The organism is Variovorax paradoxus (assembly GCA_016806145.1).
Classification (GTDB): Bacteria; Pseudomonadota; Gammaproteobacteria; order Burkholderiales; family Burkholderiaceae_C; genus Variovorax.
The window spans coordinates 1900124-1926686 of the sequence record CP063166.1; the positions used below are offsets into that span (position 1 = coordinate 1900124).

General features: G+C 67.9%; 14 protein-coding genes and 2 pseudogenes. 11 read left to right on the top strand and 5 right to left on the bottom strand.

Annotation, left to right across the window (positions count from 1 at the left end; translation table 11 throughout):
- Nucleotides 1-90: 90 nt before the first annotated feature.
- Nucleotides 91-2676 (top strand): bifunctional aconitate hydratase 2/2-methylisocitrate dehydratase, encoded by a 2586-nt coding sequence (locus INQ48_08665; protein ID QRF59282.1) that lies wholly within the window; start codon nt 91-93, stop codon nt 2674-2676.
- Between the two features lie 121 nt (nt 2677-2797).
- Here the strand turns inward: INQ48_08665 and INQ48_08670 are convergent, their stop codons facing one another.
- Nucleotides 2798-3661: a hypothetical protein gene (locus INQ48_08670; GenBank protein QRF59283.1), complete on the bottom strand. Its 864-nt coding sequence runs from the start codon at nt 3659-3661 to the stop codon at nt 2798-2800.
- An 11-nt stretch (nt 3662-3672) separates the two neighbouring features.
- A complete protein-coding gene (locus INQ48_08675; protein ID QRF59284.1) occupies nt 3673-4809 on the bottom strand; it encodes a DUF2827 domain-containing protein in 1137 nt (378 codons plus the stop codon).
- Between the two features lie 514 nt (nt 4810-5323).
- Here INQ48_08675 and INQ48_08680 point away from each other — a divergent pair.
- Nucleotides 5324-5392 (top strand): annotated as a pseudogene (locus INQ48_08680) (hypothetical protein).
- 164 nt (nt 5393-5556) lie between these two features.
- Here INQ48_08680 and INQ48_08685 read toward each other — a convergent pair.
- Together INQ48_08685 and INQ48_08690 are read right to left on the bottom strand one after the other, a co-directional pair.
- Nucleotides 5557-6057, bottom strand: a complete 501-nt coding sequence (locus tag INQ48_08685; GenBank protein QRF59285.1) for a hypothetical protein — start codon at nt 6055-6057, stop codon at nt 5557-5559.
- Nucleotides 6058-6084: 27 nt separating this feature from the next.
- Nucleotides 6085-6555: a hypothetical protein gene (locus INQ48_08690; protein QRF59286.1), complete on the bottom strand. Its 471-nt coding sequence runs from the start codon at nt 6553-6555 to the stop codon at nt 6085-6087.
- Here INQ48_08690 and INQ48_08695 point away from each other — a divergent pair.
- From INQ48_08695 to INQ48_08715, 5 genes and pseudogenes are all read left to right on the top strand, one after another.
- Nucleotides 6476-15274, top strand: coding sequence for a hemagglutinin (locus tag INQ48_08695; protein ID QRF60664.1), 8799 nt, complete (start codon nt 6476-6478; stop codon nt 15272-15274). The genes INQ48_08690 and INQ48_08695 overlap by 80 nt on opposite strands.
- A gap of 85 nt (nt 15275-15359) precedes the next feature.
- Complete coding sequence (locus INQ48_08700) at nt 15360-16505, top strand: DUF2827 domain-containing protein (GenBank protein ID QRF59287.1); 1146 nt, start codon at nt 15360-15362, stop codon at nt 16503-16505.
- The gene (locus INQ48_08705; GenBank protein ID QRF59288.1) at nt 16502-17632 is read left to right on the top strand and encodes a DUF2827 domain-containing protein; all 1131 of its coding nucleotides are present in this window, start codon (nt 16502-16504) and stop codon (nt 17630-17632) included. Before INQ48_08700 ends, INQ48_08705 begins: the two co-directional genes overlap by 4 nt.
- 92 nt (nt 17633-17724) lie before the next feature.
- Nucleotides 17725-18282: pseudogene (locus tag INQ48_08710) on the top strand (hypothetical protein).
- A gap of 138 nt (nt 18283-18420) precedes the next feature.
- Nucleotides 18421-20706, top strand: coding sequence for an acyl-CoA dehydrogenase (locus tag INQ48_08715; GenBank protein QRF59289.1), 2286 nt, complete (start codon nt 18421-18423; stop codon nt 20704-20706).
- Here the strand turns inward: INQ48_08715 and INQ48_08720 are convergent.
- Nucleotides 20594-21457 carry a helix-turn-helix transcriptional regulator gene (locus INQ48_08720; protein QRF59290.1) on the bottom strand — a complete coding sequence of 288 codons (864 nt, stop codon included), beginning with the start codon at nt 21455-21457 and terminating at the stop codon, nt 20594-20596. The genes INQ48_08715 and INQ48_08720 overlap by 113 nt on opposite strands.
- 139 nt (nt 21458-21596) lie before the next feature.
- Here INQ48_08720 and INQ48_08725 point away from each other — a divergent pair, with 139 nt between their 5' ends.
- The 4 genes from INQ48_08725 to INQ48_08740 all read left to right on the top strand — a co-directional run bounded on the left by INQ48_08725 (nt 21597) and on the right by INQ48_08740 (nt 26558).
- Nucleotides 21597-22022 carry a hypothetical protein gene (locus INQ48_08725; GenBank protein QRF59291.1) on the top strand — a complete coding sequence of 142 codons (426 nt, stop codon included), beginning with the start codon at nt 21597-21599 and terminating at the stop codon, nt 22020-22022.
- Between the two features lie 191 nt (nt 22023-22213).
- The gene (locus tag INQ48_08730; GenBank protein QRF59292.1) at nt 22214-25090 is read left to right on the top strand and encodes an aconitate hydratase; all 2877 of its coding nucleotides are present in this window, start codon (nt 22214-22216) and stop codon (nt 25088-25090) included.
- A gap of 4 nt (nt 25091-25094) precedes the next feature.
- Entirely contained in the window at nt 25095-25556 is a 462-nt protein-coding gene (locus INQ48_08735; protein ID QRF59293.1) for a metallophosphoesterase family protein, read from the top strand.
- Nucleotides 25557-25724: 168 nt separating this feature from the next.
- Entirely contained in the window at nt 25725-26558 is an 834-nt protein-coding gene (locus INQ48_08740) for an FTR1 family protein (protein ID QRF59294.1), read from the top strand.
- Nucleotides 26559-26563 lie beyond the last annotated feature (5 nt).

Genomic DNA, 26563 nt, shown 5'->3' on the forward strand with positions numbered 1-26563 from the left:
CGGCTCTTGCTTGCCGACCGGCGAAAGCCGGACGGCGGGTCGAACACCGCGCCGCATGCCCTCCAGCCCCAAGTTTCCGGAGAAAAGAAGATGTTGCAAGCCTACGTTGACCATGTCGCCGAGCGCGCCGCGCTCGGTATCCCGCCGCTGCCCCTGAGCGCGAAGCAGACCTCTGAAGCGATCGAGCTCCTCAAGAGCGCGAACGACAAGGACGGTGCCTTCCTGCTCGACCTGCTGACCCACCGCGTGCCCGCGGGCGTGGACGACGCCGCCAAGGTCAAGGCCAGCTATCTCGCGGCCGTGGCGCATGGCACCGAGAAGAGCGCGTTCATCACGCGCGCCCGTGCCACCGAACTGCTCGGCACGATGCTCGGCGGCTACAACATCAGCCCCATGATCGACCTGCTGGACGACGCCGAAGTCGGCGCCGTGGCGGCCGAGGGCCTCAAGAAGACGCTGCTGATGTTCGACCAGTTCCACGACGTCAAGGAAAAGGCCGACAAGGGCAACGCCAATGCCAAGGGCGTGCTGCAGAGCTGGGCCGATGCCGAGTGGTTCACCAGCCGCCCCGAAGTGCCCCAGAGCATCACCGTCAGCATCTTCAAGGTGGCTGGCGAAATCAACACCGACGACCTGTCGCCCGCGCCCGACGCGACCACCCGTCCCGACATCCCGATGCACGCCCTGGCGATGCACAAGAACGCGCGCCCCGGCATCGTTCCGGAAGAAGACGGCAAGCGCGGCCCGGTGAAGTTCATCGAGGACCTGCGCGCGCGCGGCCACCTCGTGGCCTACGCCGGCGACGTGGTCGGCACGGGTTCGTCGCGCAAGAGCGCCACCAACTCGGTGCTGTGGTTCACCGGCGAAGACATCCCGTTCGTGCCCAACAAGCGTTTCGGCGGCGTCTGCCTCGGCGGCAAGATCGCGCCGATCTTCTACAACACCATGGAAGACTCGGGCGCGCTGCCGATCGAGTTGGACGTGGCGCAGATGAACATGGGCGACGTGGTCGAGCTGCGTCCCTACGAAGGCAAGGCCCTGAAGGATGGCCAGGTCATCGCCGAATTCCAGGTCAAGAGCGACGTGCTGTTCGACGAAGTGCGCGCCGGCGGCCGCATTCCGCTGATCATCGGCCGCGGTCTCACGGCCAAGGCGCGCGAAGCGCTGGGCCTACCGGTCTCCACGCTGTTCCGCCTGCCGCAAAGCCCGGTCGACACCAAGAAGGGCTTCTCGCTCGCGCAGAAGATGGTCGGCCGCGCCTGCGGCCTGCCCGAAGGCCAGGGCGTGCGCCCGGGTACCTACTGCGAACCCAAGATGACCTCGGTCGGCTCGCAGGACACCACCGGCCCGATGACGCGCGACGAGCTGAAGGACCTGGCCTGCCTGGGCTTCTCGGCCGATCTCGTGATGCAGTCGTTCTGCCACACGGCGGCGTACCCGAAGAAGGTCGACGTCAAGATGCACCACGAACTCCCCGAGTTCATGGCCAACCGCGGCGGCGTTTCGCTGCGCCCGGGCGACGGCGTGATCCACAGCTGGCTCAACCGCCTGCTGACCCCCGACACCGTGGGCACGGGCGGCGACAGCCACACGCGCTTCCCGATCGGCATCAGCTTCCCCGCGGGCTCCGGCCTCGTGGCCTTCGCGGCCGCCACCGGCGTGATGCCGCTGGACATGCCCGAGTCGGTGCTGGTGCGCTTCAAGGGCAAGATGCAGCCCGGCGTCACGCTGCGTGACCTGGTCAACGCGATCCCGCTGTACGCCATCAAGAGCGGCCTGCTGACGGTCGAGAAGAAGGGCAAGAAGAACATCTTCTCGGGCCGCATCCTCGAGATCGAGGGCCTGCCCGACCTCAAGGTGGAACAAGCCTTCGAACTGAGCGACGCCTCGGCCGAACGCTCGGCCGCCGGCTGCACGGTGCACCTGAACAAGGAACCGATCCAGGAGTACATCAACAGCAACATCACGCTGATGAAGTGGATGATTGCCGAGGGCTATGCCGACGCGCGCACGCTGCAGCGCCGCATCGCCGCGCAGGAAGCCTGGCTCAAGGATCCGCAACTGCTCAAGGGCGACGACGACGCCGAGTACGCGGCGGTCATCGAGATCGACCTGGCCGACATCCACGAACCCATCGTGGCCTGCCCGAACGACCCCGACGACGTGAAGACGCTGTCGGACGTGGCCGGCGCCAAGATCGACGAAGTGTTCATCGGCTCGTGCATGACCAACATCGGCCACTTCCGCGCCGCGTCGAAGCTGCTCGAAGGCAAGCGCGACATCCCGGTCAAGCTGTGGATCGCACCGCCGACCAAGATGGACGCGCAGCAGCTGACCGAGGAAGGCCACTACGGCGTGTTCGGCAATGCCGGTGCCCGCACCGAAATGCCGGGCTGCTCGCTGTGCATGGGCAACCAGGCCCAGGTGCGCGAAGGCGCCACGGTCATGTCGACCAGCACTCGCAACTTCCCGAACCGCCTGGGCAAGAACACCAACGTGTACCTGGGCTCGGCCGAACTGGCCGCCATCTGCTCGCGCCTCGGCCGCATCCCGACCCGGGAAGAGTACATGGCCAGCACCGGCGTGCTCGATGCGTCCAGCGCGCAGATCTACCAGTACCTGAACTTCGACAAGATCGAGGACTACAAGGGCGTGGCGGATTCGGTCACGGCCTGAGCCCGATTGACGGCCGGACCGTTTCGGCCGGCATCGACGAAGCCCCGCACCCGCGGGGCTTTTTTCATGGCGCGTGCGCCAGGGCGGTCAGGTCAGGTCAGGGCAGGGCAGGGCAGGGCGCTCAGAGCGCCGGCGGGCGGTTCGGGCTCAGGTACTGCGTGCCCCTGAGTTCCATCGCCGCGCCCGCGGGACCACCCACCGCATTCGGCAGCGAGGTCATGAGCGAGGTCGCGAAGTCGCCGCGATAGAGCTTCGCGCCCTGATGCGTGAGGTTGGAGTTGGCGTCGATGTGGATCGCCTCGCCCAGGCCCGACCAGAGGCGGCAGAAGCCGTAGTCCTCCGAGAGGTAGCGGCGCGTCACGGGGTCGACCATCACGTCGAAGAAACGGTAGTGCAGGCCGAGGTCGGCCTCGCCGATGCTGTCGGGCACGTAGCTGAGCTCGGGGTAGCTTGCCATCAGCCGCTCGAACACGCCGCGCTTGATCGCCATGAAGCCCGTGGGCGCCTCGGTCATCTTCATGAAGCCGTCGGGCTGGACCTCGAGCTCGACCTTGCCGCTGGCTTCCGAGGCGCCCGCGTTGACGGTGTAGCGCGTGAAGGTGGCGTCGAACTGCGCGCGCGTGGTGCCGGCCGCGACGCCTTCTTGCGGCCAGTCCTCGCGCTTGAGCGGATAGACGCCGGCCGCGATGTCGTGGTCCGAGAGCAGCAGCCGGAACGCCGCTTGCGCCGAGAAGCCGATGTCGGCGTCGATCCAGAACAGGTGGGTCCATTCCGGGTTGGCGAGGAACTGTGCCACGCAGTTGTTGCGCGCCCGGGTCACGAGGCTTTCGCCCTGGTGGAACAGCACCTGCATCCGCATGCCGGCGCGCTCGGCCTCGATCGCGAAGTTCATCATCGACATCACGTAGTTCTGGAAGAACTTGCCGTCGTGGCTCGGCGTGACGACCACGGGGAAGAAGCGTTGGAGAGCTGAGGGTTCGAGCATGGCGGCTCCGGTTATCGGGCGGGGCGCTGCATCAGGCCGAGCAGCAACGTGTTGTACACCTCGGTGGCGGCCGCGCTGCCGGGCAGGTAGCGCGCGATGAGGCCGCGCTGGCGCTCGCGGTAGGCGAGCGACTGCGCATCGTGCGCGTCGATCGCCTCGAGCACGCGCGCGCTGCCCGCGGCCACGTCGTTGTCCGGGTAGTAATAGCCGAGGTCCGCGCAGAGATGGGCGTTGTGCACCAGCGGATAGCCCTGCCAGCAGGTCTCGAGGTAGAAGTAGTTGAGCGGGTTCTCCCACTGGTGCGAGATCACGATGTCGGTGTTCTGCGCCAGGAAGGTCGGCGTGTCGTGCCGGCCCAGGAACACGGCCTTGTGCTCGCGCACCAGGTCGAGCTGGTTCATCAGCGTGATGAACTCCATGTTCTCGCGCGCCATCTTCTCGGCGTTGGCCACCTGCAGCAGCGCGATCGCCTCGGGCCGCGCGCGGTGGGCCAGTTCGGCGACCAGGATCGGGTAGAGGCAGAACTTCACCACGTTGATGTTCGGCTCCATCACGCTGAGGCGCCGCGGGCCGACGCGCGGCTGGTAGAGGCCGTCCTCGGGCAGCCCGCGCGTGCGTTCCTCGAGGAACACCGGACTCCAGACGAAGGGCACGGCGCGCGCCTCGATCCGGCGCAGCACCTCGAAGTAGGGCTGGCTGATGCGCGCCACCTGCGGAACCATCCAGATGTCGTCGTAGCGCTGGTTGACGAACAGGTTGCGGCCCCACAGCGGCTTGTCGAACAGCATCGACTCCATCGCATGCACGTACTCGAAGCCGCAGCAGTACGACACCAGCCGCGCGCCGCGCTGCTTGAGGTAGTCGGTCTGCAGCGCGTCGATCTGGCCGCCGAGCTCGATCAGCACGTCGACCTCGTCCTTGGCGCCCTCGAAGTTGGTCGTGGGCCAGCGCGCCTGGTCCCAGGGCAGGGCCGGCGTGATCGGCGTGGCCGTGGTGTTGACCAGCACCACCGAGGCCACGCCCGGGCAGTGCTTGAGCGCCTCGGCCAGGAACACGGCGTTCTGCTTGATGCCGTTGTTCCAGAGGGTTTCGGCTTCGTGGTGAAGACCGATGGTGATGCCGATGCGCAGGGAGCTGTTTGAATTCACTTTTGTTATTTAATTGTTAACTGACGCCATGCCCGGCTTGGGTCGAGAAATAGATCACGGATGAATAAATTGATCCGTGAACAAGTTCCATCTTTGGGGCGTATCGAGCGCGCTTTTCACCCACTGCCCGCTACCAGTCTTCATGCCATTCAATGTGAATAAATTCCGCATCGTCGAGGAAAAAGTCTTTGTAAAACAAGGGCTTGTGTTGAGGCGAAAGACTTCTCCAAGGGCTGGCGAGATTCTATGTTTTCGGCGCTTCTGCCACCTTTGGGAGACAATTGTTAATCAATGTGGATGCTAATTTTTGCGTGTTTTTTGTGAACTAAATCATCGAAGCTTTTTGAGTGATTTAGTGCACTTCGTTCTGAATGTAAACAAGTATGTACATTCCACCGCTCTTGTGAACAGCGCGGTGATTGGGATCTCGACGACGAGTGCCAAGCACGACCCTTCCCATTTTTCCAAGGACCTCGCGCGCCGGTCCTGAGATTCCACACGCAGTTGGCAGTCAATGAATAAGTCATACAGAAGTATCTGGAACGAGTCACTTGGCGCCTGGGTGGCCGCTTCGGAAATCACTTCCGCCCGGGGCAAGCGCAGCAGCTCGGCTGCGGTGATCTCGGGTGCCGTGCTGAGCGTCGCCCTCGCGTCCTTCGGCTTGATGGGGAGCGCGAACGCCTACATCGTCGGACCGCCGAACGGCGCCTGCAACACGGGCGCGAACACCGGTCCCGACGGCAAGGCCTACCCGGCGACGGTCGACCCGGTCGACGGTTCCGGCGTGTACTCGACCGTGGTCGGCGGCTGCTCGGCCAACGGCGGCGGCTTCCTGGGCGTCACGATGTTCGGGTCGTTCACGACCGCGCGCGGCAAGGGCTCCAGCATGTTCGGCATGGGATCGACGGCCGGGCAGTACGCCTCGGCCTTCGGCCTCCAGGCCAACGCCTTCGGCATCGCCAGCATCGCGATGGGCCAGAACGCCCTTGCGGCGAGCAACAACAACATCGCGATCGGCGCGGGCGCGAACGCGGCGGCGATCAGCGCGGGCACGGCCATCGCGATCGGTGCCAACGCCGTCGCCTCGTCCAGCACCACGGTCGGGGATTCGCTGGCCATCGGCACCGGCGCCAAGGCCACGGCGCAGGACGCGGTGGCGATCGGCGGCCAGGCCAACGCGAGCGGCACCAACGCCCTGGCCATCGGTGGCAACGACGGTGGCGCGAGCGGCACCAATTCGTCGGCCATCGGCGTGGGCTCCAACGCAACCAGCAACTACGCGACGGCGGTGGGCGCCGGCGCGACCGCGAGCGGCACCGGCGCGACGGCCATCGGCGCCAGCAGCACCGCCGCGGCGCGCGCGCTGGGCAACAACTCGGTGGCGATCGGGGGCCAGGCCGTCGTCGGCAGCGCGGCCGATGCGGGCATCGCGATCGGCCTCAATGCCAATGCGCAGTCGAATGCCACCCTGGCCCTGGGAAGCGGTGCCAGCGTGGGAGCCGGCGCGGATTCGGGCATCGCCATCGGCGCGAATGCGAGCGCGACCAACAAGACGAACAACCTGGCGGTCGGTGCCGGCGCCAAGGCGAACGGCGGCGGCGCGACGGCCATCGGCGCCGGCGCCAATGCCGCCTTCGGCAACGACATGGCCTTCGGCACGAACGCGATGGCCCGCGGCGATGCGAGTTCGCTGGCGCCTTCCACGGCCTTCGGCAACAACGCCAACGCCTGGGGCGGCAGTTCCACGGCGTTTGGCGTGTTCGCACAGGCCTGGGGCAAGACTTCGGTGGCCTTCGGCTATTCCTCGAACGCCGGCGCGGAGAACGCCCTGGCGGTCGGCACCCTGGCGAACGCCTACGGCAATCGCAGCACCGCCATCGGCGCGGGGGCCACGGCCACCGGCGATTTCTCCTCGGCCCTGGGCCGCACGGCGAGCGCTACCGCCGCCGGCGCCCTGGCACTCGGAACGAATTCCGTCGGCGGCGCATCTGCCGCCGCAGCCGATGCGATCGCCATCGGCGGCCAGTCCAGCGTCGTCGCGGCGGCAACCTCGGGCATCGCGCTCGGTCGCGGCGCGATCGTCAACGGTGCCTTCGGCATTGCCCAGGGCGATGGCGTCGTCAGTGGCGCCACGGGGCAGAACGTCGCCATCGGTGCGTCGGGCACGACCGCGAACGCCGGCACGGCCGCGGGTGGCGCGGTGGCCATCGGTCGCGGCCAGAAGGCCACGGGCGACGGCGCGGTCGCCATCGGCGATCCCAATGTCTCGAACGGCACCGGCGCCGTGACGATGGGTGCCAACAACACCGCCGCCGGCAGCCTGGACGGCGCGACCGCGGCGAGCGGCGTGGTGGCCATCGGCAATGCCAACAATGCGATCGGGCAGGGTTCGGTCGCGCTGGGCAACAAGTCCAGCGCCAGCGCCGCCGGCACGCTCGCCGTCGGCGACGCGGCCAGCGCATCGGCCGCCAATGCCATCGGTGTCGGCACCGGCGCGAACGCCGCGGCCGCGGCCGCCGTCGCCATCGGGCAAAGCGCGCTGGCCTCGGGCAACGCCAGCGTCGCGCTGGGCTCGGGTGCGCGCTCGATCGCCGACGGCGCCATCGCGATCGGCAAGAACGCCGCCATCGGCTCGAACACCGACGTCAACGCCATCGCGATCGGCACCAACGCGAACAGCTGGGGCGGCAGCATCGCTCTGGGCACCGGTGCGTCCGCCGATCAGATCGGCACCTCGGCCCAGAACGCCTCGATCGCGATCGGCGGCAATGCCACGACCGATGACCGCACGACCCGCAGCATCGCGATCGGCAACGGCGCCGTCGTCAAGTCGGCCGACCTGTCGGTCACCGACGCCGCCATCGCCTTCGGCGCCAACGCCGTGGCGCTGGGCTCGAACGCCGTGTCGATGGGCACGGGTGCCAACGCCGCCTACGCCAGCAGCGTCGCGCTGGGCGCGGGCAGCGTGACGGGCGCCAAGGGTCCGACCGGCACCGGCTTCCTGACGGGCACCGCCGCCCCCGCCTCCGAAGTCTCGGTGGGCTCGTCGTCCGCCCTGCGGCGCATCACCAATGTCGCCGACGGCGCGGCGCTGCAGGACGCCGTGACGGTGGCGCAGCTGAGCACGGGCATGAGCACGACGGCCAGCAGCATCGGCAGCCTGTCGACGTCGACCTCGACGGGGTTGAGCACGGCCACGAGCAGCATCGGAAGCCTCTCCTCGGGGCTGAGCACGACGAACAGCCGGGTGTCGAGCTTGTCGACGTCGACCTCGACGGGGCTGAGCACGGCGGCCAGCAGCATCGGCAGCTTGTCCACGTCGACCTCTACGGGGCTGAGCACAGCAACCAGCTCGATCGGTAGTCTCTCCACGTCGACGTCCACGGGATTGAGCACGGCCACGAGCAGCATCGGCAGCCTGTCGTCGGGCTTGAGCACGACGAACAGCAGCGTTTCGAGCTTGTCGACCTCGACGTCGACGGGGCTGAGCACAGCCACCAGTTCGATCGGCAGCCTCTCCACCTCGACTTCCACGGGTTTGAGCACGACGAACAGCAGCGTGTCGAGCCTGTCCACGTCGACGTCGACGGGGTTGAGCACCGCGACCAGTTCCATCGGTAGCCTCTCGACTTCGACTTCGACCGGCTTGAGCACCGCCACGAGCAGCATCGGTAGTCTGTCGACGTCGACCTCCACTGGCTTGAGCACGGCAAACAGCCGCATCGATGGCCTGTCGACCGGACTGAGCACCACGACCAGCAGCATAGGCAGTCTGTCATCGGGCTTGAGTACGACGAACAGCAGTGTGTCGAGCTTGTCGACCTCCAGTTCCACCGGGTTAAGCACGGCCACGAGTTCGATCGGCAGCCTGTCGACCTCCACGTCCACGGGCTTGAGCACCGCCACGAGCAGCATCGGTAGCTTGTCCACCTCGACCTCGACAGGTCTGAGCACCGCAACCAGCTCGATCGGCAGCCTCTCGACTTCGACGTCCACGGGTCTGAGTACCGCGACGAGCAGTATCGGTAGCTTGTCCACGTCGACCTCGACAGGCCTCAGCACCGCAACGAGTTCCATCGGCAGCTTGTCGACCTCCGCGTCGACGGGGCTGAGCACCGCAACCAGCTCGATTGGCAGCTTGTCTTCGGGTCTGAGCACGACGAACAGCAGTGTGTCGAGCCTGTCGACGTCGACCTCCACGGGTCTGAGCACGGCTACGAGCAGCATCGGCAGCCTGTCCACATCGACGTCGACCGGCTTGAGCACGGCGACCAGCAGCATCGGCAGCCTCTCGACTTCGACGTCGACTGGCCTGAGCACGGCAACGAGTTCGATCGGCAGCTTGTCGACCTCGACCTCGACGGGCCTGAGCACTGCGACCAGCTCGATCGGCAGCCTTTCGACCTCGACCTCCACGGGTCTGAGCACGGCGAACAGCCGCATCGATGGCCTGTCGACCGGACTGAGCACCACAACGAGCAGCATCGGCAGTCTGTCGTCGGGCCTGAGCACGACGAACAGCAGCGTGTCGAGCTTGTCGACTTCCAGCTCCACCGGCTTGAGCACTGCAACGAGCTCCATCGGCAGCCTCTCGACGTCGACGTCCACGGGCTTGAGCACTGCGACCAGCAGCATCGGCAGCCTGTCGACCTCCACCTCGACGGGTCTGAGCACCGCCACCAGCTCGATCGACAGCCTTTCGACATCGACTTCGACGGGCCTGAGCACGGCAACGAGCAGCATTGGCAGCCTCTCGACCTCGACGTCGACTGGCTTGAGCACGGCCACGAGTTCCATCAGCAGCCTGTCGACTTCGACCTCCACGGGTCTGAGCACCGCGACGAGCAGTATCGGCAGCTTGTCCACGTCGACCTCGACAGGCCTGAGCACTGCGACCAGCTCGATCGGCAGTCTGTCGACCTCGACGTCCACGGGTCTCAGCACCGCAGCGAGTTCCATCGGCAGCCTCTCGACCTCCACCTCGACCGGTCTGAGCACTGCAACGAGTTCCATCGTTAGCTTGTCCACCTCGACCTCCACGGGCCTGAGCACCGCGACCAGCAGCATCGACAGCCTTTCGACCTCGACATCGACCGGGCTGAGCACTGCGACGAGTTCGATTGGCAGCCTGTCCACGTCGACTTCGACGGGTTTGAGCACGGCGACCAGCAGCATCGACAGTCTCTCGACTTCCACGTCGACCGGCCTGAGCACCGCGACGAGCTCCATTGGCAGCTTGTCCACGTCGACCTCCACGGGTCTGAGCACGGCGACCAGCAGCATCGGTAGCTTGTCGACCTCGACATCGACCGGGTTGAGCACGGCAACGAGCTCGATCGGCAGTCTGTCTACGTCCACTTCGACGGGTCTGAGTACGGCGACCAGCAGCATCGGCAGCCTCTCGACTTCGACGTCCACCGGCTTGAGCACGGCAACGAGCTCCATCGGCAGCTTGTCGACCTCGACCTCCACGGGTTTGAGCACTGCCACCAGCAGCATTGGCAGCCTTTCGACCTCGGCGTCCACCGGCTTGAGCACAGCAACGAGCTCTATTGACAGTCTGTCGACTTCCACCTCGACCGGGTTGAGCACGGCGACAAGCTCGATCGGCAGCTTGTCGACGTCGACCTCGACGGGCCTGAGCACGGCAACGAGTTCGATCGGCAGCCTGTCCACCTCGACCTCTACGGGTCTGAGCACCGCGACGAGCAGCATCGACAGCTTGTCGACCTCGACGTCGACTGGTCTGAGTACGGCAACGAGCTCGATTGGCAGCCTGTCTACATCGACGTCGACCGGCTTGAGCACGGCGACCAGCAGCATCGACAGCCTGTCGACTTCGACGTCGACCGGTCTGAGCACTGCGACGAGCTCCATCGGTAGCCTGTCCACCTCCACCTCCACGGGCCTGAGCACGGCGACCAGCAGTATCGACAGCCTGTCGACCTCGACCTCCACTGGCTTGAGCACCGCGACGAGTTCGATCGGCAGCCTCTCGACCTCCACGTCGACTGGTCTGAGCACGGCAACGAGCTCTATCGACAGCCTGTCGACTTCGACCTCCACGGGTTTGAGCACCGCGACCAGTTCGATCAGTAGCCTGTCCACGTCCACGTCGACCGGTCTGAGCACGGCGACCAGCAGCATCGGTAGCTTGTCGACCTCCACGTCGACCGGATTGAGCACGGCGACAAGCTCCATCGGCAGCTTGTCGACGTCGACCTCGACGGGCTTGAGCACGGCCACGAGTTCCATCGGTAGCCTGTCCACCTCGACCTCCACGGGTCTGAGCACCGCGACCAGCAGTATCGACAGCTTGTCGACCTCGACGTCGACCGGCTTGAGCACGGCGACGAGTTCGATCGGTAGCCTGTCCACGTCGACTTCGACGGGTCTGAGCACCGCGACGAGCAGCATCTATAGCCTGTCGACCTCCACGTCGACCGGCTTGAGCACGGCAACGAGTTCGATCGGCAGCCTGTCCACATCGACGTCGACCGGCTTGAGCACCGCGACGAGCAGCATCGATAGCCTGTCGACCTCGACGTCGACTGGCTTGAGCACGGCAACGAGTTCGATCGGCAGCCTGTCTACATCGACGTCGACCGGCTTGAGCACGGCGACGAGCAGCATCGGCAGTTTGTCGACCTCCACGTCGACGGGGCTTAGCACTGCGACAAGCTCCATCGGTAGCCTGTCCACCTCGACCTCCACGGGCCTGAGCACCGCGACCAGCAGTATCGACAGCTTGTCGACCTCGACGTCGACTGGCCTCAGCACTGCAACGAGCTCCATTGGCAGCCTGTCGACGTCGACCTCGACAGGTCTGAGCACCGCGACCAGCAGCATCGACAGCTTGTCAACATCGACTTCGACTGGCCTCAGCACGGCAACTAGCTCGATCGGCAGCCTGTCGACCTCCACGTCGACGGGTCTAAGCACCGCGACGAGCAGCATCGGCAGCCTGTCCACTTCGACGTCAACTGGCCTCAGTACGGCCGCGAGCAGCATTGGCAGCCTCTCGACCTCTACGTCCACTGGCTTGAGCACGGCGACGAGTTCGATCGGCAGCCTCTCGACCTCCACGTCGACTGGACTGAGTACGGCAACGAGCTCTATCGACAGCCTGTCGACTTCGACCTCCACGGGGTTGAGCACGGCAACGAGCTCGATCGGCAGCCTGTCGACTTCCACGTCGACCGGTCTGAGCACCGCGACGAGCAGCATCGATAGCCTGTCGACTTCGACGTCGACTGGCTTGAGCACGGCAACGAGCTCCATCGGTAGCCTCTCGACGTCGACCTCGACAGGTCTGAGCACGGCAACAAGCTCCATCGGCAGCCTGTCGACCTCCACGTCGACGGGTCTGAGCACCGCCACGAGCAGCATTGGCAGCCTGTCGACGTCTACGTCGACCGGTTTGAGCACAGCAACGAGTTCGATCGGCAGCCTATCCACGTCGACCTCGACGGGCCTGAGCACCGCAACCAGCAGCATCGATAGCCTGTCGACGTCCACGTCGACCGGTTTGAGCACGGCAACGAGCTCGATCGGCAGCCTGTCCACCTCGACTTCGACGGGCCTGAGCACCGCGACCAGCAGCATCGACAGCCTGTCAACTTCGACCTCGACTGGCTTGAGCACGGCCACCAGCGGCATCGACAGCCTGTCGACCTCGACATCGACGGGCCTGAGCACCGCCACGAGCTCGATTGGCAGCCTGTCCACATCGACGTCGACCGGCTTGAGCACGGCGACCAGCAGCATCGACAGCCTCTCGACTTCGACGTCGACCGGCCTGAGCACGGCAACGAGCTCGATCGGTAGCCTGTCCACATCGACATCGACCGGCCTGAGCACCGCCACCAGCGCTATCGGTAGCCTGTCGACTTCGACCTCAACGGGCTTGAGCACTGCGACGAGTTCTATCGGCAGCCTCTCGACCTCGACGTCTACCGGCCTCAGCACGGCGACGAGTTCGATCGGTAGCTTGTCCACCTCGACCTCGACAGGCCTGAGCACCGCCACGAGCAGCATCGATAGCCTGTCCACGTCCACTTCGACGGGCCTGAGCACAGCGACCAGCAGCATCGGCAGCCTCTCGACCTCGACGTCCACCGGCTTGAGTACGGCCACGAGCTCCATCGGCAGCTTGTCGACTTCGACCTCCACGGGTCTGAGCACCGCGACCAGCAGCATCGGCAGCCTCTCGACCTCCACCTCGACCGGTTTGAGCACAGCGACAAGCTCCATAGGTAGTTTGTCCACCTCAACCTCCACGGGTCTGAGCACTGCAACGAGCAGCATCGACAGTCTCTCGACCTCGACGTCTACTGGCCTCAGCACGGCAACGAGCTCCATCGGCAGCTTGTCGACCTCGACGTCGACTGGCCTGAGCACTGCGACAAGTTCGATTGGCAGCCTGTCCACATCAACCTCGACCGGTCTGAGCACGGCTACGAGCAGCATCGGCAGCCTCTCGACCTCGACGTCGACCGGCCTCAGCACGGCGACGAGTTCGATCGGCAGCTTGTCCACGTCTACCTCGACGGGCCTGAGCACCGCCACGAGCAGCATCGGCAGCCTTTCGACTTCCACGTCGACTGGCTTGAGCACGGCCACGAGCTCCATTGGTAGCTTGTCGACTTCGACCTCCACGGGCCTGAGCACCGCGACCAGCAGCATCGGCAGCCTGTCAACCTCGACCTCCACGGGTCTGAGCACCGCGACGAGCAACATCGACAGCCTCTCGACCTCGACCTCGACCGGCCTGAGCACGGCGACCAGCTCCATCGGCAGCCTGTCCGTCGGCCTGAGCACCGTGAGCAGCGGCATCGGCAGCCTGTCGATCGGCCTGAGCACGACGAACAGCACCGTGAGCAGCCTGTCGACATCCACCTCGAGCGGGCTGAGCACGGCGACGAGCAGCATCAACAGCCTGTCGACATCCACCTCGAGCGGCCTGAGCACGGCAACGAGCAGCATCAACAGCCTGTCGACGTCCACCTCGAGCGGCCTTAGCACGGCAACGAGCAGCATCAACAGCCTGTCGACATCCACGTCGAGCGGGCTGAGCACGGCGACCAGCAGCATCAACAGCCTGTCGACCTCCACCTCGACCGGTCTGAGCACGGCCACGAGCAGCATCGGCAGCCTGTCGACCGGCCTGAGCACCGCGACCAGCAATATCGGCAGCCTGTCGTCGGGCCTGAGCACGACGAACAGCAACGTCTCCAGCCTGTCGACCTCGACCTCGACCGGCCTGAGTACCGTCACCAGCGGCCTCGGCAGCCTGTCGAGCGGGCTGAGCACGACGAACAGCAACCTCAGCAGCCTGTCGACGAGCATCAGCGGGTCGGTCAGCGGCATCGGCAGCCTGTCGACGGGGTTGAGCACCACCAACAGCACCGTCACCAACATCTACAACAACGGCACGAAGTACTTCCACGCCAATTCGACGGCAGGCGACTCGCAGGCCATCGGCCAGGAGTCGGTGGCGATCGGACCGCAATCGGTCGCGAGCGGCGCGAACTCCTTCGCCGCGGGCAACGGCGCGAAGGCGACGGCCGACGGCGCGGTGGCGGTGGGCTTCGGGGCGCAGGCCACGGGCACCAACGCGATCGCGATCGGTACCGGGGCACTGGCCACCGGCTCGCAGGCGATCGGTGCGGACTCGCGCGCCGGCAACGGCGGCGTGGCCCTGGGCGACAGGGCGGATGCGGGCGGCACGGTGGCGAGCCAGGTGCCGAACGTCTCCAAGGGCACGGCCATCGGCTTCGGCGCGGTGGTCCAGCAGACCGGCGGCGTGGCCCTGGGCTCGGGCTCGAAGTCGACCACGGGCGCGGGCGTGGCCGGCTACGTGCCAGGCAGCGCCAACGCGGCGCAGGAGGCGGCGATCAAGGCCACCACCAGCACGCAGGGCGCGGTGTCGGTGGGCGATGCGGCCAATGGCCAGTTCCGCCAGATCACCGGCGTGGCCGCGGGCTCGGCCGACAGCGACGCCACCAACGTGGCGCAGCTCAAGGCGGCGTCGGCGGCATCGAAGGCCAGCAGCGTGCAGTACGACACCAACCCCGACGGGTCGGTCAACTACAACCAGATCACGCTGGGCGCCGGCCAGGCGCCGGGCGGCACGCGCATCGGCAACGTGGCGCCGGGCATCCTGCCGGGCGACGCGGTCAACGTGCAGCAGTTGAACGACGTGCGCAACCAGATCGGCGACGTGGCGCGCGTCGCCTACTCGGGCACGGCGATGGCGTTCGCGATGTCGGGCACCTACCTGCCGACGCTCTACCCGGGCGAGAAGACCGTGGGCGTGGGCCTGGGCAGCTACAAGGGCTACAGCGCGGTGGCGCTGACCTTCAAGGCGCTGTCGGACGACGGCAAGATGTCGTGGGGCGCGGGCCTCTCGACCACGGGCAAGGAATGGGGCATCAACGCCGGCATCGGCTGGAAGTGGAAGTAGGCCACAGGGAGAGAAAAAAGCCCCATGGGAAGGCTCCCGCGCCAGGGGTGCGGGAGCCCCCTTTTTTGAGGGACACTCATCGTCCATGCGCATCGGTATCTCGGTCCTCACCCACGCCGGCCAGAACATCTGGGAGAACGGCATGGGGCAGAACGTGCTGTTCCTGGCCCGGCTGCTGCAGCAGATCCCCTTCGTCGAATCGGTCACGCTGATCGACGCGGGCGACCAGTCGGCGATGCCGCCGCAGGTCGACCTCGCGGCGCGCGGGCTCGCGATCGGCCGGGCGCGCGAGCTCACCGATGCGCTCGACGTGGTGTTCGAGATGGCGGGCGCGCTCGAGGTCTCGTGGCTGTCGTACTTCCGCGCGCGCGGCGGGCGCGTGGTGTTCCATTGCGTGGGCCAGCCCTTCGTGTCGCTGGCCGAGCCGATCGTGTTCTCCGACAAGGGCCACTTCAGCCGGCCCGACCGCTGCGACGAGGTCTGGCTGCTGCCCAAGGACGAAACCTTCGCGCCGATGATGCGCGTGTACAACCGCTGCCCGGTGAACGTGGTGCCCTACCTCTGGTCCCCCGAGTTCCTCGCGCAGCGCGTGGCCGAGGTCGAGGCGGCGGGTTTCCGCTTCGGCTACGCGCCGCGCACGGCCGAGCAGCCGGGCTTGCGGGTCGCGATCTTCGAGCCCAACATCTCGGTGGTGAAGGCCGGCACCCTGCCGATGCTGATCTGCGACGGCGCCTACCGCGCCGACCCGAAGGCGGTGAACTGGATGCATGCGCTCAACACGCTGCACATGAAGGACCACCCGACCATGCTCTATCTCGCGAACTCGCTCGACATCGTGCGCGAGCACAAGGCGATCTTCCATGGCCGGAACGACTTCGCGGGCTTCATGGTGCAGCATGCCGACGCGGTGGTCTCGCACCAGTGGCAGAACGACCAGAACTACAGCTACCTCGACGCGCTCTACGGCAACTACCCGCTGGTGCACAACTCGCCCTGGCTGCGCGACGCGGGCTACTACTACCCGGGCTTCGAGGTCGGCGCGGGCGTCGAGCAGCTGCTGAACGCGGCGCGCCATCACGATGGGCAACTCGACGACTACAGGGCGCGCTCGCAACGCGTGTTCGACGCGCTCGATCCGCTGGCGCGCGCCAATGTCGAGGGCTATGCGCAGCGGCTGCTGCAGCTCGTGGGCGGCGACGCGAGCTTCCGCGTCGGAGGTGCCGCGCGATGAACGCCATGCCCGACAAGCTGCGCGTCGGCGTCTCGATCTTCATCCGCAAGGGCGAGCAGAGCCTGTGGGAGAACGGCGTCTACCAGAACTGCCTGTTCCTCGTGATGCTGCTGCTGCGCTCGCCGCGCGTGGCCAGCACGGTGCTCGTGGCCGGCGGCGGCGACGGCGCGCCGGCCGATGCGGCCGGCTTCCTGGCCGATTCGCCGGTGCCGATCGTCGACATGGCGACCGCCGCGCAGGAACTCGACGTGATGATCGAGATGAGCGCCCAGCTCGGGCGCGACTGGGCCGTGGCCTTCCGCGAACGCGGCGGCAAGATCGTGTCGATGCGCGTGGGCAACGACTACGTGATCGACATCGAGCGCATGATCTTCGACAAGCCGCATGGCCTGCTGCTGACGCTCGCGCCCTACCACGAGGTCTGGACGCTGCCCGAGTACGAGGCCACCTGCAAACCCTATTTCGAGGCCGCGTTCCGCACGCCGGTGCGCCTGATGCCGCACCTGTGGAGCCCGATGGTGCTCGAGCGCGCCCTGGCGCGCAGCGGCGGCGGCAAGCCCTTCGCCTACGAGCCCGGACGCCGGCACTGGCGCGTGGCGATCTTCGAGCCCAACATCTGCATGGTGAAGACCAGCTTCATCCCGATGCTGGGCTGCGAGGCGGCGCACCGCGCGCAGCCCGACCTGATCGAGCGCCTGTGGGTCTACAACAGCTTCCACCTGCGCGAGAAGCCGCAGTTCGTCGGCTTCGCCCAGAGCCTGGACCTGGTGCAGCACGGGCTGGCCTCGTTCGAGGGGCGCTTCCCGGTCTACCAGGTGGTGCCGCCCAACGTCGACTGCGTGTTCGCGCACCACTGGGAGAACGGCCAGAACTACCTCTACTACGAGGCGCTGTACGGCGGCTATCCGCTGGTGCACAACTCGCACCTGATCGGCGACTGCGGCTACCGCTACCAGGGCTTCGACTGCGAGGAGGGCGGCCGCGCGCTGCGGCGCGCCTTCGCCGAGCACGACGCCGACCTGCCCGGCTACCGCGAGCGCGCGCGGGCGCTGCTCGAGCGGCTCGATCCCGAGGGCGAGGAGAACGTGCGCATCTACACCGCCGCGATCGAGGCGCTCTACGCCTGAACGCGGCCGACTTCGGAACGACCCCCATGACCCCGACATCGCTTCTCCTTCGTCTGCTGCCGTGCGCCGCGGCCTGCACCCTGACGGCCACCGCCTTCGCGCAGGGCGTGCTCGTGCCCCAGGCACCGCCCGCGCCGCCGCAGGACGTGCTGACGCGCGCGGCCACCAGCGTGGGCGTGAAGCGCTGCCTGCCGGCGATCACGCGGCTGTCCTCGCTGACCGTGCAGGGCAGTCGCAGCCACGACGTGTTGCTCGACTGGGACCGCAAGCGCCCCGACAGCGGCCCGGTGTTCTCGCTGATCGGCATCGAGTTCCCGAATGCGGGCGTGGCGGGCTCGATCACCGCGATCCCCGACGACAGCGGCGCCTGCACCGTGGCGGCCGAACGCATCTCGGTGGCACCCTTCACCTGCGCGAGCATCGCCCAGCAGGAGCTGCCGAACTACCGCGCGACCAGGCTGCTGCCGGTCTACACGGTCTACACCGACGACAAGGAGCCGACCTCGTCGGTGTCGCTGATCGATTCGCCGCCGGGCTGCCTCGTGATCCGGCGCTATGTCGAATACGGCTGGCGCGAGCCGACTGCCGCGGCAGCGGCCCCGGCGGCCGCGCCCGCACCGGCCGCGCAGCAGGCACCGAAGCGGCGCTGAGCCGCGCGGCGCCGGGCGCGCCGGCAATGCAAGCCCGTCTCCGACACGCGCGGTCGTCCTCGGCCGGCCGTCCCCGGGCCCCTGCGGCCGCACCATGGCTGAGCGCCGCGCGCCTGCCTCGCGGCGAAGGAGACACGCATGCCGCTGGCCTCGTTGATCGGCCGCTGGGCCATGAAGCCTTTCTCGAAGGCGCTGCCGCCGCTGGGCGACACCGAACGCGCCGCGCTCGAGGCGGGCACCGTCGGTTTCGAAGGCCAGTTGTTCGCCGGCCGCCCCGATTTCGACGCGCTTGCGGCCTTCGGGCCCAACCGTCTGACCGAGCGCGAACAGGACTTCATCGACCGCGAGGTGCGCACGCTGTGCGCGATGCTCGACGACCATGCGATCGACGAAGCGAAGGACCTGCCGCCCGAGGTGTGGCGCCACCTGCGCGAAAAGCGCTTCTTCGGGATGATCATTCCCGAGGAGTTCGGCGGCCTCGGCTTCGGCCACCACGCCCATGCGACGGTGGTGGCGCGCATCGCCACCGTCAACGTCGCTACCGCGGTCACGGTGATGGTGCCCAACTCGCTCGGCCCGGCCGAGCTGCTGCTGCGCTACGGCACCGACGATCAAAAGCACCACTACCTGCCGCGCCTGGCCGATGGCCGCGAGCTGCCGTGCTTCGGCCTGACCTCGCCCTACGCGGGCTCCGATGCCGCCTCGATCCCCGACCGCGGCGTGCTGGTGGAGCGCGAGTTCGAGGGCCGGCCAACGCGCGGCTTCCTGGTCGACTTCGACAAGCGCTACATCACGCTGGCGCCCGTGGCCACCGTGGTCGGCCTCGCTTTCCACGCGGTCGACGAGAGCCGGCCCGAGGGCCAGCGCGATCTCGGCATCACCTGCGCGCTGATCCCGGTGCCGCACGCGGGCATGGAGATCGGCCGGCGCCATCGTCCGATGGACAGCGCCTTCATGAACGGCCCGATCCACGGCCGCCAGGTCTTCGTGCCGATGGACTGGGTGATCGGCGGCGAGCCGCAGGTCGGCCAGGGCTGGCGCATGCTGATGGAGTGCCTGGCCGCGGGCCGCGCCATCTCGCTGCCCGCGCTCGGCTCGGCGATGCAGCAGACCGCGCTGTTCGTGAGCAACGGCTATGGCCGCATCCGCGAGCAGTTCGGCCTGCCGGTGGGCAAGTTCCACGCGGTGGCGGGGCTGGTGGCGCAGATGGCGGCTGAGCTCTATGCGAGCGATGCCGCGCGCCGCTTCACCGCCTGCGCGCTCGACGCCGGCGAACGGCCCAGCGTGGCAAGCGCGATCCTCAAGGTGCAGCTGACCGAGGCCGGCCGGCGCGCGGTCAACCACGGCATGGACATCCTCGGCGGCAAGGGCATCATCTCCGGCCCCTCGAACCTGCTGGGCGTGGCCTACCGGCAGGCGCCGATCGCGATCACGGTGGAAGGCGCCAACATCCTCACACGCGCGCTGATCGTGTTCGGCCAGGGCGCGGTGCGCTGCCATCCGCACGTGCTCGACGAGATGGCCGCGGTGCAGGCGAACGACGAGACCGCGCTCGGCAAGGCGCTGATGGCGCATGGCGGGCACGTGGCGCGCAACCTCTGGCACAGCCTGTTCGGCGCGCCGGTGCTGGGCCGCCCGCCCGAGGCGCTGGCGCCCGAGGCCCGGCTGATCGCGCGCATGAGCGCCAAGTACGCGCTCACCGCCGACCTCGCCATGGGCATGCTCGGCGGCAAGCTCAAGCGCATGGAACTGCTGTCGGCGCGGCTCGGCGACGTGCTGGCCCATCTGTACCTGGCGAGCGCCTGCGTCTGGCGCTACGGCGTGGAGGCGGCGCCCGAGATGCTGCCCTTCGCGCAGGCCGCGATCCGCGTGCAGCTCGACCAGGCGGCGGCGATCCTGCACGACCTCTATGCCAACCTGCCCACGCCGGGCCGGCGCTTCATCGGCGCGCTGGTGCTGCGGCGCACCGCGCACCTGGCGCCGCTGCGCGACGTGCAGCTGCTGGCGCTGGCCGAGACGCTGCGCACCCGGCCCGACGTGGTCGCTCGGCTGGTGCCCGATCTCAGCGAACCCGCGGCCGGCGGCCTGCGCGACCTGATGAGCGCGCTGGAACTCGGCGACCGGCTCGGCGACGAAACCGCGGCGCTCAACAAGGTGCTGCGGCGCACGAACTCGCTCGAGGCCGCGGCCCGCACGGCGGCCGATCCGGCGCTCGCGCTGGCCTATCTGCGCGCGGCCGACAAGGTGATCCAGGTCGACGACGTGCCGGGGCCGAAGGCGCGCGACGAGGAAGAGGCGGGGGCAGGCGCGCTCAGCCCGCCGCGCCAGCCTGCGCCTTCGCCTGCGCAACCAGGGCCGGCAGCGCCGCCGCCGTCTGCGCATCGGCCGGAAAGAACGACTCCACCGCGAGTTCCTGCAACGTGATGTCGACCGGCGTGCCGAAGATGGTGGTGGTGCTGATGAAGCTCAGCACGCCGTTGGGCGTCACGAGCTGGAACGGCACCACCACGCCCGACAGCTCGCCGCCCGCGGGCGGGGTGTCGTGGCCGACGTGGGGCACGGGGTAGGCCGCGAGTTCGTCGTGCAGTTCGACCAGCACGCGGTCGCCGGTGGCGGCGATCTGCTGCTGCAGCCGTTCGAGCAGGTGGGTGCGCCACTGCGCGAGGTTGGCGATGCGCGAGGCCAGCCCGTCGGGCCGCAGGCTCAGGCGCAGCACATTGACCGGCGGCTTCAGCAGGTCGGCCGAGGCGCCTTGCATCAACAGCGGCACCAGCGCGTTGTAGGCCACGAGGTTCCAGTGGCGGTCCACCGCCAGCGCGGGAAAGGGCTCGTGCCCCTTGAGCACCAGGTCGACCGCGCGGCGCGCCGAGGCCATGGCCGGGTCGTCGAGCGAGCGCTGGCGGTACATCGGCGCGAAGCCCGCGGCCACCAGCAGCGCGTTGCGCTCGCGCAGCGGCACGTCCAGCCGCTCGGCCAGCCGCAGCACCATCTCGCGGCTCGGCGCGGCGCGGCCGGTTTCCACGTAGCTCAGGTGCCGGGTCGAGACCTCGGCCTCCTGCGCCAGGTCGAGCTGGCTCAGGCGGCGGTGGGTGCGCCAGTGCCGCAGGTGCACGCCGAAGGGGTCGCGCGCGCCCGGCTGGCCGGGCTTCGTGGGGTGGGGGCGGGGGGTGTTCATGGGGCCGCATTCTGGCGCGCGGGCCGCGCATCGCCATGACCTGGCAGGTCATGGACGCTGTGCGCCGGTCCCGGAATCATCGACCCCAACGCAGCGAGATCCTCTTGCGGCGTACCACCCGAACCGAAGGAGAAACCTCATGACCGCACGTTCCACGCTCTTCGCCTCGCCGCGTTTCCTGCCCCGCGTGATGTGGGCCGACGCCGCCTCCTGCGCCGGCACCGGCGCGCTGCAGGTCGCTGTCACCGACACCCTGGCGCGCCTCACCGGCCTGCCGGCCGCGCTGCTGCTGGGCAGCGGCGTGTTCCTGCTGGCCTATGCCGCCGCGGCCGCCCTCATGGCCAGCCGTGCGACCCCGCCGCGCACGCTGATCGGCGTGGTCATGCTCGGCAACCTGGGCTGGGCCGTGGGCTGCGCCGCGCTGCTGGCCGGCGGCCTGTTCCCGGTGACCGCGCTGGGCGTGGCCTGGGTGCTGGCGCAGGCGGTGTGCGTGCTGGTGCTGGCCGAGCTGCTATGGAGCGGGCTGCGCGCGAGCCGGCCGGCGGCGCGGATGGCGCTGGCCTGAACGCCTTCCGCCCTCAGGCCGTCGAGGCGCCCCGCGAGGGCGCCTTTTTCATGGCCGCGCGAGGGGGCTTTTCGTCCCTGGCCGCCATGGCCTTCCGCCCCCGCCGATGCGATGCCTGACTACAGCAATTGACATTCATCCCTGCTAACCTTTGAGGCGCTTCACGAACACATTCCCAAGGAGTTCCACACATGGCCAAAGCACCGGCTCACGCCTTTGCGTCCACCCTCAAGACCTTCAAGACCGCATCGGGCAAGTCCGGCAAGTACTGGTCCCTCAAGGAACTGGCCAAGCAGCATCCGAGCGTCGATCGGCTGCCGGTGTCGATCCGCATCGTGCTCGAGTCGGTGCTGCGCAACTGCGACGGCCAGAAGGTGTCGGCCAAGCACGTCGAGGAACTGGCCCACTGGGCGCCGAACGCCGAGCGCACCGACGAGATCCCCTTCGTCGTGACCCGCGTGGTGCTGCAGGACTTCACCGGCGTGCCGCTGCTGGCCGACCTGGCCGCCATGCGCAGCGTGGCCGCCAAGCTCGGCAAGTCGCCCAAGACCATCGAGCCGCTGGTGCCGGTCGACCTGGTGGTCGACCACTCGGTGATGGTCGACTACTACGGCACGCCCAAGGCGCTCGACCTCAACATGAAGCTCGAGTTCCAGCGCAACAACGAGCGCTACCAGTTCATGAAGTGGGGCATGCAGGCCTTCGACACCTTCCGCGTCGTGCCGCCGGGCTTCGGCATCGTGCACCAGGTCAACCTCGAGTACTTCGCGCGCGGCGTCTATTCGAACCCGAACGACAAGGGCGACGTCCCGGTCTACTACCCCGACTCGCTGGTCGGCACCGACAGCCACACCACCATGATCAACGGCGTGGGCGTGGTCGGCTGGGGCGTGGGCGGCATCGAGGCCGAGGCCGCGATGCTGGGCCAGCCGGTCTACATGCTCACGCCCGACGTGGTGGGCTTCGAGCTCACCGGCAAGCTGCGCGAGGGCGTGACCGCCACCGACCTGGTGCTGTTCGTCACCGCGATCCTGCGCGCCGAGAAGGTGGTGGGCAAGTTCGTCGAGTTCTTCGGTCCGGGCGCCGCCTCGATCGCCGTGCCCGACCGCGCCACCATCGGCAACATGGCGCCCGAGTACGGCGCCACCATGGGCTTCTTCCCGGTCGACGAGATGACCGTCGCCTACTTCGAGGGCACGGGCCGCACCAAGGAGGAGGTCGAGCGCTTCGAGGCCTACTACAAGGCGCAGGGCCTGTTCGGCATGCCCAACCCCGGCGACATCGACTACACCAAGGTCGTGCGCCTGGACCTCGGCACCGTCTCGCCGAGCCTGGCCGGCCCGAAGCGGCCGCAGGACCGCATCGACCTGGGCCACCTGTCGACCAAGTTCTCGGAGCTCTACAGCAAGCCCAACGACGCCAACGGCTTCAACCAGCCGGCCGACAAGCTCAAGCTGCGCTACCCGCTCGCGCCGGCCGGCGCCGGCAACGACGAGGAAACCGCCGCGCCCGCGCCGGGCGCGCCGCGCGACCTGGTCGAGATGGTGGCCAACCGCACGACCAAGGCGGCCGCGCACGTGAGCGCCACCGCGCCGGCGGCGCCGTCCAAATCGAAGGGCGAGGTGACCATCGGCAACGGCGACGTGCTGATCGCCGCCATCACCTCGTGCACCAACACCTCGAACCCGAGCGTGATGCTGGCCGCGGGCCTGTTGGCCAAGAAGGCGGTGGAAGCCGGCCTCTCGGTCAAGCCGCACGTCAAGACCTCGCTGGCGCCCGGCTCGCGCATCGTGACCGAGTACCTCGAGAAGGCCGGCCTGCTGCCCTACCTCGAGAAGCTGGGCTTCTACCTCGCGGGCTACGGCTGCACCACCTGCATCGGCAACGCGGGCGACCTCACGCCCGAGATCAACGAGATCATCACCAAGAACGACCTGATCGGCGCGGCCGTGCTCTCGGGCAACCGCAACTTCGAGGCGCGCATCCATCCGAACCTCAAGGCCAACTTCCTGGCCTCGCCGCCGCTGGTGGTGGCCTTCGCGATCGCGGGCAACGTGATGGTCGACCTGATGACCCAGCCGGTGGGCAAGGGCAAGGGCGGCAAGGACGTCTACCTCGGCGACATCTGGCCCACGCCGAAGGAGATCGACCAGAACCTGCGCTTCGCGATGAACGCCAAGTCGTTCCGCGCCAATTACGACAAGGTCAAGACCGACCCGGGCAAGTTCTGGAGCAGCATCAAGGGCACGACGGGCCAGGTCTACGACTGGCCCACCTCGACCTACATCGCCGAGCCGCCGTTCTTCGAGGGCTTCAAGATGAAGCCGCACGCCTCGGACGCGGGCTTCAAGGGCGCGCGCATCATGGCGCTGTTCGGCGACTCGATCACCACCGACCACATCTCGCCGGCCGGCTCGATCAAGGAAAGCTCGCCCGCGGGCATCTGGCTCAAGGCGCATGGCGTGCCCAAGGCCGACTTCAACAGCTACGGCTCGCGCCGCGGCAACCACGACGTGATGATGCGCGGCACCTTCGCCAACGTGCGCATCAAGAACCTGATGATTCCGCCGGACGCCAACGGCACGCAGGAGGAGGGCGGCGTCACGCTGTTCCAGCCCGGCAACGAGAAGATGTTCATCTACGACGCGGCCATGAAGTACATCGCCCAGGGCACGCCCACGGTGGTGTTCGGCGGCGAGGAGTACGGCACCGGCTCGTCGCGCGACTGGGCCGCCAAGGGCACGCAGCTGCTGGGCATCAAGGCCGTGGTGGCGCGCAGCTTCGAGCGCATCCACCGTGCCAACCTGGTCGGCATGGGCGTGCTGCCGCTGCAGTTCCGCGGCGCCGATTCCTGGCAGACGCTGGGCCTCACGGGCGACGAGCAGATCGACGTGGTGATCGGCGGCGAGCTCAAGCCGCAGATGGACGTGAAGCTGGTCGTGCACCGCCCCGACGGCACGCACCAGGAGGTGACGGTGCGCCTGCGCATCGACACGCCGATCGAGGTCGACTACTACAAGCACGGCGGCATCCTGCCGTTCGTGCTGCGGCAGCTGCTGGCCGCCTGATCCGGTGACGCGCGTCGGACTGATCTCCGACACCCACGGCCTGCTGCGCCCGCAGGCCGTGGCGGCGCTGCAGGGCTGCGACTTCATCGTGCATGGCGGCGACATCGGCAGTCCCGCCATCCTTGAAGCCCTGCGCGCGATCGCGCCGCTGACCGTGGTGCGCGGCAACAACGACCGCGAGGCCTGGGCCGAGGGCATTGCCGAGACCGAAACCATGGACGTCGGCGGCGTGCAGCTTTATGCCATCCACGATCTCGCGCAGCTGGCCATCGACCCGGCCGCGGCCGGCGTGCGCGTGGTGGTCTCGGGCCATTCGCACAAACCGAAGATCGAGGAACGCGGCGGCGTGCTCTACGTGAACCCGGGCAGCGCGGGGCCGCGGCGCTTCAGCCTGCCGATCGCCGTTGCCGAACTTCGGATGGAGGGCGGCGCGGTCGACGCGCGCATCGTCGAATTGGCGGTCTGAGCCCGCCTGTCGCAGGGTTTTCATTACCATTTGGTAAGAAAAGCCCATCAAATGAGAATGGTTCTTGTTTGATGGGTTATCCTCGTCCGCTCCTCCGTGGAGCCGACATGCAGCGCCGCTGATCGCGCCGGTTCCGGAGGGCTCCTCTCGCCCTGATTTCCGAAGCCGATGCTCATCCCCTTTCTCATCATGCTGCGCGAAGGCATCGAAGCCGCGCTGATCGTCGGCATCGTCGCCAGTTACCTGAAGCAGAGCGGGCGCGGCGCGCTGATGCCCGCGGTGTGGGTCGGCGTGCTGCTGGCCACCGCGCTGTCGCTGTTCGCTGGCGCCGGGCTGCAATTGCTCGCGGCCGAATTCCCGCAGAAGCAGCAGGAGCTGTTCGAGGGCGTGGTCGGGCTGATCGCGGTGGTGATGCTGACCTCGATGGTGTTCTGGATGCGCAAGGCCGCGCGCTCGATCAAGGGCGAGCTGCAGGCCTCGATCGACCAGGCGCTCGCCAAGGGCTCGGACGGCCAGGGCTGGGCGCTGATCGGCATGGTGTTCCTCGCGGTCGCACGCGAAGGCCTGGAGTCGGTGTTCTTCCTGCTCGCGATCTTCCAGCAGAGCAGCGGCTGGGAAGCGCCCGTGGGCGCGCTCGCCGGCATCGCGGTGTCGGTGGTGGTCGGCTACGGCCTCTATTCGGGCGGCGTGCGGCTCGACCTGCGGCGCTTCTTCCGCTTCACCGGCCTGTTCATCCTGCTGGTGGCCGCGGGCCTGCTGGCCGGCGTGCTGCGCAAGCTGCACGAGGGCGGCGTCTGGAACCACCTGCAGACGGTGGTCTTCGACATGAGCGAGACCCTGCCGATGGACAGCCCGCTGGGCGCCGTGCTGTCGGGCCTGCTCGGCTACCAGGCCGCGCCCGTGGTGGGCGAGGTCGTCGTCTACCTGGCCTTCCTGGCCGTCGCCCTGTTCTTCTTCCTGCGTCCGGCCGTGCCGGCGCCGCGCGCGGCTGCGGCCGGCTGAAACCC